Here is a 14,479-nt window from a genome sequence, read left to right as displayed (position 1 = left end):
TTCACCCGGTCCGCGAGCTCGGCACGCGACGCATCCGGACCGTCGGGTCGTCGAAGTCGTGGCGCACCAGAGGAATCGGCCGCCGCAGGTCCACCAGTGTCGCCACCGGTAGCGTGTGCTCGCGCCGCAGCAGCCTGCCCAGCCCCGCGGCGGAGACGCTCGCCGACACCGTGCAGTCGCCGGGTCCCAACGCGACCAACAGACCACCGCGAACAGTCGCGGTCAGTGGTCGCAGGAGGATCGCGACACGCAGTTCCAGGTCCAGTTCGCCGACCGGATTGCCGTCGACGGTGACCTCGAGGCGCGGATCGCAGGTCCGGGTGATCTCGTGCTCGAGGAGTTCGACCTGTTCGGTGCCGCCCGACCGGGTGCGACCCGCCGCTTCGCGTAGCCGGTCGTAGCGACGCCAGCCCTCGGCCAACACCGCTGCGAGGTCGATCCGGAGCAGGTGCTCGACCGCCGCGGTGACCTCTCGCAATGCCGTCGACCGCAGTGCGGCCGTGACGATGGGCGCTCGGCGTAGCACCACATACTCCACGCCGCAGTGCTGTAGGCATCGAGCGAGGTCGTCCGTTCTCGCGACGTGGGTGACGGCCGGAAAGAGGACGGACTCGGCCGTGATCGGTGCAGCAGTCATCGTGGTATCTCCCTGATCTGCAGCAGCGGATCCGCGCCGAACAGCCGGACCCGTAGCGCCGGCATCGCACCGCTGCGGTGGACGTGGATCATCGGGGCCGCGCCCTCGACCACGCGCACCCGTAGCCGCGGCTCGGCCGGGCGGCGCAGGTGCCTGCCGCGCCGGTGCAGCACGAGGGTCGCCACGGCGATCGCGAGCAGGAGTCCGACCAGCGCGAGGGCGTCCTGGACGAGGCGGGTCGGGTCGGATCCGCTCGGCGGGGCGGGCGCAGGGATGGCGATCTGTGAGGCGGACGGTTGCGCCTCGACTTCGGAAACCGGCACGCCGGTCCGGGACGTCGTCGTGGTCGTGGCGACGGTCGGTGGGCGCGCGATCCGGATCGTCACCGTCCGGGTGAGCTGGTCCCAGCGGTCACAGGTGACGGCGATCGAGAAGGAGCCGAAATCGGCATCCGACGGCACGGTGATCGTTGTCGAGAACGAATGCTCGCTCGTGCCGACGGTCACCGATGCCGACCGCTGCGGAGTGATGGTCACCTCGCCGCACGACCAGTTCGAGCCCCGCACGGTGACCGGCTCTCCGCGAGCGGCATTCGTCGGGTCGGCTTCGAGGGTCGGGTCGGCCGGTGGATCGGTGATGATCGGGGGTTCGGTGCAGCACGATGGCCCGGCGGTCGTGGTGGTCGTGGTGGTCGTCGCAGCCGGCCGCGTAGGTCGGTCGGGCTCCGTCGTCGTCGCTCCCGGAGCTTCCGTCGCGGGCGCCGCGATCGCGATCGGCGCCGGCATCGCGAACACTCCCGCCGCGGCTACCGCGAGCAGCGCCATTCGTGCGTGACAGTCCATGCCGATCTCCAGTACGGAATTTCGAAGCGATTCGTGCGCCCAGTCTGTGCCGGACCGGCCTGTCCGCGCATGAGTAGCCCGCTACCTGTTTGCGTCCCCCGTGCCATCGCTGATCCGGCGCGGTCGCACTGCTCACGGAGGATGCCGCCGTGGCGGACGGGCGGGCTCGGAAACACCGCGACGGCGGCCGCGCGACGAGTAAGCTCGAGCCGCATCGTGACGCATCCGGCGTCCGGGCCGGCTTCTGCAGGTTTCCATGACAGTTCCCTCCATCGATCCCGCTGCCGACCTCTGGCTGCGCCGCCTGGTCGCCGAACTGCTCGAACCGCAGCGGCTGGAAGCGCTGGTCGGCCGCGCCTTCGAGCAGATCTGTCGCGACGTGCCCGAGCTGACCACTCCGGTCCTGCGCCGGAGCCTCGAGCGCACCCTGTTCGCGTTGAGCCGGACGATGCTGCCCGGCCTGGTCAGCGGCGCGCGCGCAGCCGATCTGCCCGACGAGGCGTTCGACCTCGTCGAAGCGCTGGTGCGGGACGGCCTGGATCTACCCGTGCTGCTGCGGGTCTGCCGGTCGGGCCAGCACGCCACCGTGCTCTCCCTCACCGAGCAGGTCACCATGTCCGCGCTGGGCGAGTCCGCCTCGCAGCAGCTGGTGATGCACATCGTCGGCCACACCACCGACTGGGCGGGCACCGCCGCCGAGGCGCTCAGCACGGCCTTCCAGCGGGCCCGAGCGGTGAGCCCGGCCGAGGTGGCGGCCCGGCGCCGGGAGGCGGTGCGCGCGATACTGGTCGGCGGCCCGGTCGACATCGACGCCGCCGAAGCCCGCCTCGGCTACCGGCTCGAGGGCTCGCACCTGGCGATGGTGGTGTGGAACGACGAGGAATTCGCCGCCGGCTTGCGCGCGTTGCGGCGGCGGGCCGAGGAGATCGCCGCCGCAGTGGACGCCGCCGACGTACTGATCGTGCCGCACGGCGAGCAGACGGTGTGGGCATGGGCGGCCCGGCCGCGCCATGAGCGCGCCGGAACCGAGGCCGCCGGACCCGGTGTGGCACTCGGTATCCCGGCCACCGGCGTCCACGGCTTCCGGCGATCCCACCTACAGGCGCTCGCGGCGCAACGGATCGCGCGGCTGCTGCCCGCCGCCGCGGGCGTCACCGCCTTCGACACGGTGCAGATCGAGCATCTGATCAGTCAGGACCAGCCGGGCATGGCCGATTTCGTGTGTCGCGAACTCGGCCCGCTCGCCGGAGCGGACGCGGCGGCCGTCCGCCTGCGCGAGACGCTGCGCGGATACCTCGACGCCATGTGCAGTGTGGAGGCCACCGCGCGAGCGCTCGACATCCACCGCAACACGGTGCGATACCGGCTCGACCGCATCGAGGAACTGCTCGGGCACTCGGTGCCGAGCCGCAGACTCGAACTCGAAATCGCCCTCCGCGGTGTGGAACTGCTCGCCGTGGGCCGCGTCGGCTGAGGACGCGGCCCACGGTCGCCTCAACCGCGGAACCGGCTCGGTCGCTCAGCCACGGAAACGGCGGCGACCACGCGCCGATGCCGCACGCATCGCGCGTTCGACGACGCCGTAGCGGCTCAGCGAATACGGGAACCAGAGCAGTTCACGCTTCATCGTCGGCAGCGCGGGCGCCGTGACGGCCTTGCGACGGCAGTACTTGCGCACTCCCTCGGCCCCGCCCCACCGGTAGCCGGTGCCCGACTGACCCCAACCACCGTGCGGCAGCGACGGATTGAACAGATTGATCACCGAGTCGTTGATGTTCACCGCGCCCGCGTCGAGCAACCGGGCCACTCGCTGTCCCCGCGCGCGACTACCGGTCCACACCGAGGCCGACAGCCCGAAGCGGGAGTCGTTGGCCAGCGCGATCGCCTCGGCCTCGTCGGCAACCTTCATCACCGGAATGGTCGGCCCGAAGGTCTCTTCGCAGACGCAGGACATGGTGTGGTCGACATCGACCAGCACGGTCGGTTCGAAGAAGGTGCCGACGCCGGTCGCCTTACCGCCGGTCAGCGCGCGGGCCCCGGCCGCTGTCGCCTCGTCCACGTGGCGGCGCACGATGTCGAGCTGTTGCCGGTTGGCCAGCGCGCCGATGTCGTAGGCACCTTCGCGCCCGTCGTGCCCCAGCCGCAACTCCCGGACATGGGCCACCAGCTTCGCCAGGAACTCCTCGTAGACCGGTGCCTCGACATATACCCGTTCGATGGATACGCACAGCTGGCCCGCGTTCACCAGCGCTCCGTAGGCGATGCCGTGCGCGGCGCGGTCGAGGTCGGCGTCGGCGAGCACGATCGCGGGGTCCTTACCACCCATCTCCAGGCTGAACGGGATCATCCGCTCGGTGGCCGCCGCGGCGACCCGGCGTCCGGTCGGCGTCGAGCCGGTGAACTGGATGTAGTCGGCGGTCTCGACCAGCGCGGCCCCGGTCTCGCCGCGCCCGATCACCACCTCGAACACCGGCGGGGCGCCGATCTCGGCCCAGCCCCGCGCCAGCAGCAGCGGTGTGAGCGGGGTGACCTCGGAAGGCTTGAGCACGACCGCCGCCCCGGCCATCAGCGCGGGCACCAGATCGGCGACCGGCATGGCCAGGGGGAAATTCCACGGAGTGATGATCCCGACCACCGGATAGGGCTGGTACACCGTGGTCAGGCGCTTGACCCGCATCATCGGCGAATGCGGGGAGACCCTCTGGTCAGCAAGGGCTTTCGCCGCCTTACGGGCCCAGTAGCCGATCATGTCGACCGTGAACGCGATCTCGATGCGCGCGTCCACTCGCGGCTTGGCCGATTCCGACTGGATCGTGTCCGCGAGTTCCTCGGCGTGATCGATCACCCAGTCCTGCAACCGCAGCAACCAGCGCCGACGCCCGCGCGCGCCGAGCGACTCCCACTCCGCTTGGGCCCGGCGGGCCCGCGCCACGGTCTCGGCCACCTGCGCCGGCGAGGCGACCGGCGGCGCACCCGCGATGCCGCCGGTGGCGGGATTGCGGACCTCCAGTATCTCGGTCCCGCGGGCGGTCGTGGCGGGGGCGGCATCTGCTCGGGTCATGATCTCTCCCGGTCTCTCGTAGGACGTGCCGGTGGGTCACCGGCCGATGCCGCCGATCGTGGCAGCCGGGCCCGCGGCCGCGCTCGGACGAGATGCACAGTCGATCTCGGGCCGGGTTGTGCAGAATTTTCGTGTTGTCATCATCGGTGCCGGTCTCAGCGGCCTGGCCTGCGCGCACGGCATGGCGCGATTGGGCCGCCGGAATACCCGAACTGCACACCGGGCCCCGCTCGGGACGATTCGATAGCCGACATGCAGCCGGATGGGACTCGAGTCACCGATCCGAATGACTCAGGTCTCTGTTGCGACTGTCGAAGTGCTCCGGGCGGAAATCGAATACCGGCTATTACAAGCGTGATTCGCGATCGACGAGGTCGGCGCCACCCACCGCCGCGACGGGCCGACCGCCACTGTTGCCCTACGATTGCCCAGTGCTTTCCTATGCAAAGAGTGTTGCGGAACACCAGGGTTCGCCGACCGACGCCGACGGCCTGACCTTGGGGCCGACAGAATTGTTCTTCTCCACCACCGACCGGCGCGGTGTGATCGGCCTGGGAAATTCCGTCTTCACTCGCGTATCGGGTTATGCGCTCGAGGAAATGACCGGACAGCCGCACAACATCGTCCGGCACCGCGATATGCCTGCCGGAATGTTCCGGCTGATGTGGGACCGGCTCGCCGAGGGCAGACCGGTCGGGGCATTCGTCAAGAACCGGGCCAGGGCCGGCGCGGCGTATTGGGTGTTCGCGGCGATGAGTCCGGTAGCCGGCGGCTATGTCTCGGTTCGTCTCGCACCGTGCAGCCGGTACTTCGGCCTCGCCGAGGAGATGTACGCGCAGGCACGGATCGCGGAACGGGATTCGGATGCGGCCCGCGGCGACCGCCGCGGCGCTGCCGCCAGGGGCATGCTCGGACTCGAGGAAGCGCTACGCCACCATGGATTCCGCTCGTACGACGAGTTCATGCACGAAGCGCTACCCGCGGAGATCATCGCCCGCGCCAACCTGGTGTCGACCACGTCGCTGCGACCGAATGCGTCGGGGCCCATCGCTGCCGTGCTCGCGGGCACCGCGCTGGTGGATGAGATGCTCGAGCAGATGGTCGGGCGATTGAGCGAGTACCAGGAGTTGTGCGACCGGCTCATGACCGCCGCGGCGCAGGTCACCGACATCACCCGCCGCATCGACAGGTCCGTTGCCGCGGCCAGGGAAGCCTCCGCAGAGGTCTCCGAGGAGCATCCGGGACTGCTCAATATCGCACGGGTGATGGGCGAACCCATGCGCGAAGCGGTCGCCGCATTACACGCATTGCGACCCGAACTCGACCGATTGCGTGCGGCGGTCGCGGAGCTGCGGTTCCGCATCTCGCTGGCCGCCTTGTACAACGGCATGGTGGCGGCCTTCGCCGCCGAAGTCGTCGACGACACGGCGCCCGCGCACACCCTGAAAGCGGTGCCGCTGCTGTGCGACGCAACCGCCATCGGGCTGTCCGGAATGGCCGACCAGGTGCACGAGGTGAATACGCAACTGCCTGCGGTCGCGCAACTGACCGAGCAGGCGAGCACAGCACTGGACCGCTTCCGGCGCTTCCTCGGTCAATGGCGCCTGCGCGTCCTGCGACACAAGGCCGGACCGGCGATCGGCGCGAAACTCGCTCCGATCGACGTGGAAATCGCCGGGAGCCGGCAGTGGATGGAACTCCTCCACGGCCTCGGACGGGAGTTCCGCTCCAGCACGGTGGTGTTCGATCTCGTGACACTCGAGGCGCAGCTCGCGACGATCGAATCTGCTGCCGCCCGGTGCGTTACGGACTGACGGGAAGCGGCGATCCGGACCGCCCGCGGATGGGCACGTCGAGGCGAGCGGCGAGTTCGTCGAGCGTGATGCCGAACGTCTCCCTGACCACGACCCCGCCGGGTTCGATGTCGAAGACCGCGTGATCGGTGTAGACCCGAGAGACGCACCCGACCCCGGTGAGCGGATAGGTGCAGGCCGGAACCAGTTTCGCGGTGCCGTCCTTGGCGAACAGCGTCATCATGACGAAGACCTGCTTCGCGCCGATCGCGAGGTCCATCGCACCGCCCACCGCGGGAATGGCGTCGGGGGCGCCGGTGTGCCAGTTGGCCAGGTCGCCGGTGGCCGAGACCTGGAAAGCGCCGAGCACACACACGTCGAGGTGACCGCCGCGCATCATCGCGAACGAGTCGGCGTGGTGGAAGTAGGAGGCGCCGGGCAGCTCTGTCACCGGGATCTTGCCCGCGTTGGTGAGATCCGGGTCGATCTGGTCACCGGCGGCCGCGGGTCCCATGTTCAGCATGCCGTTCTCGGTGTGCAGCACGATGCCGGAGCCGGGCGAGAGGTGATCGGCGACGGTGGTGGGCTGGCCGATGCCGAGATTGACATAGGAGCCGGGTGGGATGTCCCTGGCGACCAGGGCCGCCATCCGATCCTTGCTGAGCGGGCCGGTACTCATATCGCGACCACCTTGTCGACGTAGATGCTGGGGGTGACGACCGCCTCCGGGTCGAGGGCGCCGGTTTCGACGATCTCGCTCACCTGGACGATGGTCGTGGTGGCCGCGGTCGCCATGACCGGGCCGAAGTTGCGGGCGGTCTTGCGGTAGACCAGATTTCCCATCCGGTCCGACCGGTGCGCGCCGATGAGGGCGAGGTCACCGCGCAGCGGGTACTCCAGCACGTAGGGTCTGCCGTCGATCTCGCGTGTTTCCTTGCCCTCGGTCAGCTGGGTCCCCACACCGGTGGGGCAGAAGAACGCCCCGATTCCCGCGCCCGCCGCGCGGATTCGCTCCGCCAGGTTGCCCTGCGGCACGACCTCGAGTTCGATCTCGCCTGCCCGGTAGAGCCGGTCGAAGACCCACGAGTCCGATTGCCGCGGGAACGAGCAGATCACCTTGCGTACCCGCTTCGCGGCCAGCAGCGCCGCCAGGCCGGTGTCGCCGTTGCCCGCATTGTTCGACACCACCGTCAGATCGGTGGCGCCCTGGTCGATGAGGGCTTCGATCAGCTGAACGGGCATGCCCGCCATACCGAATCCGCCGACGAGGACGGTGCTGCCGTCCGCTGTTCCGGCGACCGCCTCGGCCGCTGTCTCGCAGATCTGTGTCATCACCACTGCTTCCTCACATTCTCGAGCACCACCGCGAGCCCCTGCCCCACGCCGATGCAGATCGCCGCCACACCCCAGCGTTCACCGGACTCGACGAGCCGATGTGCCAACGTGCCCACGATCCGCGCACCCGACGCACCGAGTGGATGGCCGATCGCGATCGCGCCGCCTTTGGCGTTGACGATCGCGGGGTCGGCCAGCCCCTGCTCGGACCAGGCGTCGATGCAGGCCAGAGACTGCACCGCGAATGCCTCGTTGAGTTCCACCGCGGCCACCTCGGCCCAGCCGATGCCGGCTCGGGCCAGCGCCCGGTTCGCCGCCTCCACCGGCGCCACGCCGAAGTCCTGCGGATCCAGGGCGTAGGTCCCGCGGCCGGCGATCCGGGCCAGTGGATCGATGCCGAGATCCACCGACTCGTTCGCGACGAGGACCGCGGCGGCCCCGTCGTTGAGCGGCGAGGCGTTGCCCGCGGTGATCGAGCCGTCCGGCCGGAACGACGGCTTCAGTCCGCTCAGCTTCTCGACGGTGGAGTCCGGTCGGATCCCCTCGTCACGATCCAGGCCCGCGAACGGCAGGACGAGGTCGTCGTAGAAGCCCGCTGCCCAGGCGGCTTCCGCCGACCGGTGCGACAGGGCGGCGAACTCGTCCTGGCGGCTCCGGGCGATGCCGAGCCGGGCGGCGATCTGTTCGTTGCACTCGCCCAGCGAGGCCGTCCATTCGGCCGGCATCTTGTCGTTGACCAGCCGCCACCCGAGGGTCGTCGAGACCGCCGTGGTGTTCCCGGCGGGGAAAGCCCTCGACGGCTTGGGCAGTACCCATGGCGCCCGCGTCATCGACTCCACTCCCCCCGCGACGACCACGTCCGCGTCCCCGGACTCGACGGTCCGCGAGGCGATCATCACCGCATCCAACGAGGAACCGCACAGCCGGTTCACCGTCGTCGCCGGGACCCGGGTGGGCAGCCCGGCCAGCAGCACCGCCATCCGGCCGACATTGCGGTTGTCCTCGCCCGCCTGGTTCGCGCAGCCCCACACCACCTCGCTCACCGCGCCGGGATCCAGCCGGGGGGCCTTGGCGAGAACTCCGGTCAGGGCGGTCGCCGCCAGATCGTCGGGGCGCTGGTCGGCCAGGGCACCACCGAATCGGCCGAACGGCGTTCGCGCCGCGGCATAGACGAAGGAATCGGTCATGTCCTCGACCGTAAGCCGAATAATTGATGCAGTCCAATACCTATTGTCTGGTTATTGATAAATATCTTCGATAGAATGTCGCGATGGACCTGCGGACTCTGCGCTACTACTTGGCTCTCGTCGAGGAGCGGCATTTCGGCCGGGCCGCGGCCCGGGTCCACATCGCGCAGCCGGCCCTGTCCCACCAGATCAAACAGCTCGAGACCCAACTCGGGGTCCAGCTGTTCGACCGATCCACCCGCCGTGTCGAGATCACCGCTGCGGGAGAGCGTTTCGCCGAACACGCCAGGCGCATAGTGACGGCCGGGGAACGCGCCACCGCGGATATGGCCGCCTTCGCGCACGGCACCGTCGGACGCGTCTCGGTCGGCTTCGTCGGCACCGCCACCTACGACGTCCTGCCCCGGCTGACCCGGTTGGCCCGCACCGAACTTCCGGGTATCGAGCTGCCGGTGCGAGGCGAACTGCTCTCCCCCCACTTGCTGGACGGACTCGTGGCAGGCGAATACGACCTGGCGCTGATCCGGCCACCGACAGGCACCGAACCGGATTCCCGCCGCGCCGACCACGACGCGAATGCGCAACCGCCGGACAAACCCCGGATCGTCCTCGAAACCCTGCGAACCGAGCGTCTGCTGGCGCTACTTCCGGCGACCCACCCACTCGCGGGCTCGGAACCGATCGACCTCGCCGACTTACAGGACGAAACCTTCGTAACCCATCCGTCCGGCACCCGCTCCACCATGCATCGCCTGGTACTCGACGCATGTGCCCGCGCCGGTTTCCAGCCCCCGGTGCTCGAAGTCAGCGAAACCGCCACGCTCGCCGTCTCCGTGGCCGCGGGCCTCGGCGTCGCCCTGGCCCCCGAGCCGGTCCGCAGCCTCGGCCTCGAGGGAGTCACCTATCACCAGCTGCGGCAACCCGAGACCATCGATCTGATGCTGGCCCGCCGGGAAACGGATACCGCTCCCGCGGTGGCGGCCGTGGCGGCACTCGTCCGCACCGCCGCCGGACGCACGACGTGATCCGGTCCGAGGCCCCAGGCCCCGGAAATCCCCCTTACCTCCGACGCCTCGCGGCTGTGAATGACCGGGATTCCCCCTGAACCAGGTGCTGGGGCCAGTCGACGCTGAGGTACTGCGTCTCCTGGAAGGCGCGGATGCCCTCGCGCGCCCCTTCACGCCCCAGCCCACTCTGCTTGATCCCGCCGAAGGGCGCAGACGGGTCCGAGACCAGCCCCCGGTTGATCCCGACCATTCCGGCTTCGAGATGCTCACCGATCCGCAGCGCACGACCGACATCACCGGCGAAGACGTAGGACGCCAGACCGTATTCGGTGTCATCGGCCCACGACAGCATTTCGGCTTCGTCGCGCCAGGCGACGACCGGGGCGACGGGACCGAAGATCTCCTCACCGAGGATCGCGGCATCCGGGTGGACGTCCGCGAGCAGGGTGGGCGGGAAGAAGTATCCCGGCGCATCGGGAAGTGCGCTGCGATGGGTGATGCGCGCACCGTCACGCACGGCGTCGTCCACGGCCTTCCCGACCCGCCGCACCGCCGCTGCGCTGATCAACGGCCCGATGACCGCGCCGTCGGCTGCGTTCCCGACCTCGAGACGTTCGATCTCGGCGCCGAGGCGGCTCACGAACTGCTCGGCCACGTCCGCGTGGACGTAGAAACGGTTGGCTGCCGTGCAGGCTTGACCAGCGTTGCGGAACTTGGCGATCATCGCGCCGGCCACCGCTGCTTCGATGTCGGCGTCCTCGGTCACGATGAACGGCGCGTTGCCGCCCAATTCCATCGACGCGTTGACGACCCGGTCGGCCGCCTGATGCAGCAGCTGCCGTCCGACGCCGGTCGAGCCGGTGAAGGAGATCTTCCGTACCCGACGGTCGGTCAGCCAGGCCGTGACGACGCCCGGCGCGTCACGGGTCGCAACGACCTCGAGGGCGCCGACGGGCAGGCCCGCCTCGCGCATCAGGGCCGCGAGGGCGAACGCCGTCAGCGGCGTCTCCTCGGCCGGCTTCAGCACCGCCGTGCATCCGGCGCCGAGCGCGGGCGCGATCTTGCGGGCCGGCATCGCCGCCGGGAAATTCCACGGGGTGACCAGCGCGGCGACGCCGACCGGACGATGCCGGACGATTGTGCGGGCTCCACCGGCCGGCGCCTCACCGTAGTCGCCACCGGACCGGACCGCTTCCTCGGAGAACCAGCGGAAGAATTCCGCGGCATAGACGACCTCGGCGGCGGCGTCCGCGAGTGACTTGCCGTTCTCGACGGAGATGAGCCGGGCCAGCTCGTCGCGATCGCGGATCATCAGCTCGTAGGTGCGGCGCAGCACCTCGGCACGCTCGCGCGGCGACGCTGTCGACCAGGGCCCGAAGGCGTCCGACGCCCGGTCCACGGCGGCGCGCGCGTCCTCGGGTGTCGTATCCGCGACCCGATCGATGATCTCCAGGGTGGCGGGGTTCTCGACAGTGAAGGTGGCAGGACTGACGGTCATGGATACCTCTCCGGAAACAATTGCGCGGGCGAACTCACACCGGTGCGACGCCGACAGTCATGCCGCCGCAGACATAGAGCACCTGCCCGGTGACGAATCCGCTGCGCCGGTCGAGGAAATGTGCCGCGCAGTGGGCGACGTCCACGGCCTCACCCATCCGGCCCACCGGTATCCCGCGCAGGATCGCTTGCGTCCGTGGGCTGTCCGCGGGGTTCGCCCGGCGGAAGAGCTCGGTGGCGATAGGACCGGGCGCGACGACGTTGGCGGTGATGCCGTGCCTGCCCAGTTCGAGCGCCCAGACCCGGCTGAGTCCGATCAGGCCGGCCTTCGTCGCGGCGTAGGCCGACCGGTCGGCCTTGCCGAGCGCGGCGCGCGAGGAGACGGACACGATGCGGCCGAAGCCCTGCTCGATCATCCCGGGCAGCAGTGCCTGGGTGCACTGCACCGCGGCGGCCAGGTTGAGCCGCCAGGCGGCGTCGAACTGGTCGAGGGTCTGCTCCTGGGCGCTCGCGGCGAAGACCGCGCCCACGTTGTTCACGATCCGGGTGATCGGACCGTCGGCCAGCGCCTGCTCCAGCGCCCGCGCGGTCGACTCCGGGTCGCCGAGGTCGGCGCGGATGCCGTCACCGTCGCGATCGATCACGACCGGCTCGTACCCCTCCTGCGCGCAACGTTGGGCGATGGCGGCGCCGATGCCGGCGCCGCCGCCGGTGATGAGCACGCGCTCGCGATCCACGGTCATGATTGGCTGCTTCTTTCTGGTCGGGTCTTGGTCGGCCGGCCTCACTTGACGGCCACCGGGTTCACCGGCGCGCCTGCGGCGCGGGCCACTCGCATCGGTGCGGCGATGAACAGGAAGTCCCACACGCCGTCGGCGGCGCAGTCCGCGGCGAGGCACTCGAGGTCCGCCATTTCGACGAAAACGACGCCGAGGTTGCGCATCAGCGCACCATGCAGGTACATAACGCCGCCCGCCGCATTGTGGCGGGTGGTCTCGTTGGCCATGGTGTCGGTGACGAGCGCGGGAATCTCCCGCTCGTGGAACCAGGACACCAGCTCCGGGCTGTAGCGCAGTCCCGGCTCCTCGAAGGTCGCCCAGAACCGCTCCGGGTCCTGCTCGAAACGGGCCAGGTAATTGGTGCGCACGACGACGATGTCGCGATGGCCCAGCTCGACTCCCTGAGCCGCGGCACACCGGTCGAGGTCCTCGTGGTCGAAAGATCGCCCGGGCTCCAGGGATTCCACACCGAGGTGGCGGGGCAGATCGAGCAGCACGCCGCGTCCGGTGATGCCGCGGGCGGCGATCGGCGCGACACTCGCGCGCTGGAGACCGCCGATCGTCGAGCGGGCGTCGTAGCCGTTGTAGAGCAGGCCGTCGTACCAGACGTGCCCGAGGGCATCGACGTGCGTGGTTCCCTGCAGGGCCATCTCGATGCGGTCGTCGGCGGTGTGGAAGTCCCCGGGGAACCGGGGCGCGTCCCGGCCTTCCCAGGACGACTCGTCACGCACCGTGGTCAAGGCGGCCCCGCGCCGGGTGGGCCAGACCAGGTCTCCCTCTGCGGCTTTCAGTTCGCGCGCGAGGGTGAAGACCGTCCCGCGGCGGGCACAGGCCACACCGCGCAGCACCTCCGCGGGACCGAGGTGGTTGAGACTGCCGACCTCGTCCTCTTCGCCCCAGCGACCCCAGTTGGTCGGTGTTCCGGCCAGTGCGTCGCCGATGTACGGCGCCTCACCCATGGCGGTTCACGCGTGCTCGACGCGGTGCGCGGGCCCGACGCGCAGCCCGCCTGTCACGTCGTGGCCGAAGAACTGCATGCCCCAGCCCTCGTATACCGGCTCGCCGACGTTGCTGACGTGGTTGAGGGCCGCGTGGCAATCGCGCCAGAACCGCTGCATCCGCTGATCACGACGCAGCGCGTTGCCGCCGGCGTGCCGGAAGAGGGCGTCGACGGCGTCGACGGCGCGACGCGACGCGCGAACCTGATTGCGGCGCAACAGGATGCGCTGCTGCAGGGAGACCTCTTCGTCCGCGGCCACGATATCGCGGACGCGGCGCAGATCGTCGAGCACCTGCAGCCTCGACGCCTCGATGTCGGAGGCGGCCTCGGCGAGTGTGGCCAGGTGGAAGACGTTGCGGGAGGCCGCGCCACGGCGGCTGATCACGCGGGCGCTCTCGTATTCGGTGAAGGCGTCGAGCGCGCCCATGGCCAGACCGATGGTCGCCGCGGTGATCGCGCCGGGGAACATGGCGGAGTAGGGCATCTGGTAGAGCTGCCCGCCGCGACCGACACGGTCGGCCTGTACGCCGTGGAACAGATCGTTGAGGGCGACGACGCGCTCGTGCGGCACGAAGACCTCGTCCACGACGATGTCCTTGGACCCGGTGCCGGCCAAGCCGACGACATCCCAGGAGCCCTCGACGATCTCGTAGTCCTTGCGCGGCAACAGGAAGTGCAAGGCATTCTCGTGGGTGTCGGTGCTGCCGTCGGCGAGGACGCGAAGACCGCCCAGATAGATCCAGGAGCAGTGGTCGGTGCCGGACGAGAAGGACCACTTGCCGCTGAAGATGTACCCGCCGTCGGTCGGCACCGCGCGGCCGATCGGAGTGTAAGGCGAGGCGACCCAGACGTCCGGATCTTCACCCCAGACCTGCTTCTGGACCTCGATCGGCATCTGTGAGACTTCCCAGGCGTGCAGGCCGACGACGCCGCTGACCCAGCCGGCCGGCCCGTTGACGGCGGCGATGCGCATGACCGCGTCGAGGAAATCGCCCGGGTCGGCCTCGTAGCCGCCGAACTCTTCGGTCTGCAGCATTCGGATCACGCCGATCTCGCGCAGGTCGGCCGCCGTCGCGTCAGGCAGGCGCCCGAGATCCTCGGCCTCCTGGTGGGCCTCACGAAGCCTCGGGGCGGCTTTCTCGATACGGGAGAAGATCTCGTGCACCTGGTCATTCCTTCACGTCGGGAACTCGGGACGATTCCGATAGTGGCGCGGCATCACCGGAACAGGTCAGCGCCGTTCCAGCCGTGTGGACCGACGAGTGCGGCCAGAACGCGGTGCCAGAGGTCGCATTTGCATCGCCGAGTGACGTAGCTCATGATCGTTTCTTAAGCGTTCAC

13 protein-coding genes are annotated in these 14,479 nt (G+C 69.6%); 3 read left to right on the top strand and 10 right to left on the bottom strand.

Annotated elements, in window-relative coordinates:
- Position 1: 1 nt before the first annotated feature.
- Both ON26_RS10415 and ON26_RS10410 read right to left on the bottom strand, forming a co-directional pair.
- Positions 2-637, bottom strand: a complete 636-nt coding sequence (locus ON26_RS10415) for a hypothetical protein (RefSeq protein ID WP_157171848.1) — start codon at positions 635-637, stop codon at positions 2-4.
- The gene (locus tag ON26_RS10410; protein ID WP_157171847.1) at positions 634-1,173 is read right to left on the bottom strand and encodes a hypothetical protein; all 540 of its coding nucleotides are present in this window, start codon (positions 1,171-1,173) and stop codon (positions 634-636) included. Before ON26_RS10410 ends, ON26_RS10415 begins: the two co-directional genes overlap by 4 nt.
- A gap of 562 nt (positions 1,174-1,735) precedes the next feature.
- Between ON26_RS10410 and ON26_RS34900 the strand changes: the two genes are divergently transcribed.
- Positions 1,736-2,953: a PucR family transcriptional regulator gene (locus ON26_RS34900; RefSeq protein WP_040795808.1), complete on the top strand. Its 1,218-nt coding sequence runs from the start codon at positions 1,736-1,738 to the stop codon at positions 2,951-2,953.
- A gap of 45 nt (positions 2,954-2,998) precedes the next feature.
- Here the strand turns inward: ON26_RS34900 and ON26_RS10395 are convergent, their stop codons facing one another.
- A complete protein-coding gene (locus ON26_RS10395) occupies positions 2,999-4,540 on the bottom strand; it encodes an aldehyde dehydrogenase family protein (RefSeq protein ID WP_040795807.1) in 1,542 nt (513 codons plus the stop codon).
- A gap of 431 nt (positions 4,541-4,971) precedes the next feature.
- Between ON26_RS10395 and ON26_RS10390 the strand changes: the two genes are divergently transcribed.
- Positions 4,972-6,354 carry a PAS domain S-box protein gene (locus tag ON26_RS10390; protein WP_218000561.1) on the top strand — a complete coding sequence of 461 codons (1,383 nt, stop codon included), beginning with the start codon at positions 4,972-4,974 and terminating at the stop codon, positions 6,352-6,354.
- Here ON26_RS10390 and ON26_RS10385 read toward each other — a convergent pair.
- Genes ON26_RS10385 through ON26_RS10375 form a run of 3 tightly spaced genes read right to left on the bottom strand, consistent with a single transcriptional unit; the run spans position 6,344 to position 8,855 of the window.
- Positions 6,344-7,012 (bottom strand): 3-oxoacid CoA-transferase subunit B, encoded by a 669-nt coding sequence (locus tag ON26_RS10385; protein WP_040795805.1) that lies wholly within the window; start codon positions 7,010-7,012, stop codon positions 6,344-6,346. The genes ON26_RS10390 and ON26_RS10385 overlap by 11 nt on opposite strands.
- Positions 7,009-7,665 (bottom strand): 3-oxoacid CoA-transferase subunit A, encoded by a 657-nt coding sequence (locus ON26_RS10380; protein WP_040795861.1) that lies wholly within the window; start codon positions 7,663-7,665, stop codon positions 7,009-7,011. Before ON26_RS10380 ends, ON26_RS10385 begins: the two co-directional genes overlap by 4 nt.
- On the bottom strand, positions 7,665-8,855 hold the full coding sequence (locus ON26_RS10375) for a thiolase family protein (protein WP_040795804.1): 1,191 nt from the start codon (positions 8,853-8,855) through the stop codon (positions 7,665-7,667). The genes ON26_RS10380 and ON26_RS10375 overlap by 1 nt, the downstream gene beginning before the upstream one ends.
- Positions 8,856-8,938: 83 nt before the next feature.
- On the opposite strand from ON26_RS10375, the gene ON26_RS10370 reads away from it, so the two are divergent.
- Entirely contained in the window at positions 8,939-9,880 is a 942-nt protein-coding gene (locus tag ON26_RS10370) for a LysR substrate-binding domain-containing protein (protein ID WP_040795803.1), read from the top strand.
- Positions 9,881-9,914: 34 nt separating this feature from the next.
- On the opposite strand, the gene ON26_RS10365 is transcribed toward ON26_RS10370, so the two are convergent.
- Genes ON26_RS10365 through ON26_RS10350 form a run of 4 tightly spaced genes read right to left on the bottom strand, consistent with a single transcriptional unit; the run spans position 9,915 to position 14,303 of the window.
- Positions 9,915-11,360: an NAD-dependent succinate-semialdehyde dehydrogenase gene (locus tag ON26_RS10365; RefSeq protein ID WP_083883992.1), complete on the bottom strand. Its 1,446-nt coding sequence runs from the start codon at positions 11,358-11,360 to the stop codon at positions 9,915-9,917.
- A 34-nt stretch (positions 11,361-11,394) separates the two neighbouring features.
- On the bottom strand, positions 11,395-12,102 hold the full coding sequence (locus tag ON26_RS10360) for an SDR family NAD(P)-dependent oxidoreductase (protein WP_040795802.1): 708 nt from the start codon (positions 12,100-12,102) through the stop codon (positions 11,395-11,397).
- Positions 12,103-12,143: 41 nt separating this feature from the next.
- Complete coding sequence (locus ON26_RS10355) at positions 12,144-13,097, bottom strand: cyclase family protein (protein ID WP_040795801.1); 954 nt, start codon at positions 13,095-13,097, stop codon at positions 12,144-12,146.
- Between the two features lie 6 nt (positions 13,098-13,103).
- The gene (locus ON26_RS10350) at positions 13,104-14,303 is read right to left on the bottom strand and encodes an acyl-CoA dehydrogenase family protein (RefSeq protein WP_040795800.1); all 1,200 of its coding nucleotides are present in this window, start codon (positions 14,301-14,303) and stop codon (positions 13,104-13,106) included.
- Between the last annotated feature and the right edge of the window lie 176 nt (positions 14,304-14,479).

The organism is Nocardia higoensis NBRC 100133 (genome assembly GCF_000308595.1).
GTDB lineage: Bacteria > Actinomycetota > Actinomycetes > Mycobacteriales > Mycobacteriaceae > Nocardia > Nocardia higoensis.
The sequence above is the reverse complement of the archived record's forward strand: the minus strand, read 5'-3'. Positions and strand labels throughout refer to the sequence as shown.

Coding starts and splice junctions, on each gene's coding strand:
- ON26_RS10380 (WP_040795861.1), bottom strand. CDS start 7,665: ATGACACAGATCTGCGAGACAGCGGCCGAGGCGGTCGCCGGAACAGCG.
- ON26_RS10355 (WP_040795801.1), bottom strand. CDS start 13,097: ATGGGTGAGGCGCCGTACATCGGCGACGCACTGGCCGGAACACCGACC.
- ON26_RS10415 (WP_157171848.1), bottom strand. CDS start 637: ATGACTGCTGCACCGATCACGGCCGAGTCCGTCCTCTTTCCGGCCGTC.
- ON26_RS10395 (WP_040795807.1), bottom strand. CDS start 4,540: ATGACCCGAGCAGATGCCGCCCCCGCCACGACCGCCCGCGGGACCGAG.
- ON26_RS10370 (WP_040795803.1), top strand. CDS start 8,939: ATGGACCTGCGGACTCTGCGCTACTACTTGGCTCTCGTCGAGGAGCGG.
- ON26_RS10365 (WP_083883992.1), bottom strand. CDS start 11,360: ATGACCGTCAGTCCTGCCACCTTCACTGTCGAGAACCCCGCCACCCTG.
- ON26_RS10375 (WP_040795804.1), bottom strand. CDS start 8,855: ATGACCGATTCCTTCGTCTATGCCGCGGCGCGAACGCCGTTCGGCCGA.
- ON26_RS10385 (WP_040795805.1), bottom strand. CDS start 7,012: ATGAGTACCGGCCCGCTCAGCAAGGATCGGATGGCGGCCCTGGTCGCC.
- ON26_RS34900 (WP_040795808.1), top strand. CDS start 1,736: ATGACAGTTCCCTCCATCGATCCCGCTGCCGACCTCTGGCTGCGCCGC.
- ON26_RS10360 (WP_040795802.1), bottom strand. CDS start 12,102: ATGACCGTGGATCGCGAGCGCGTGCTCATCACCGGCGGCGGCGCCGGC.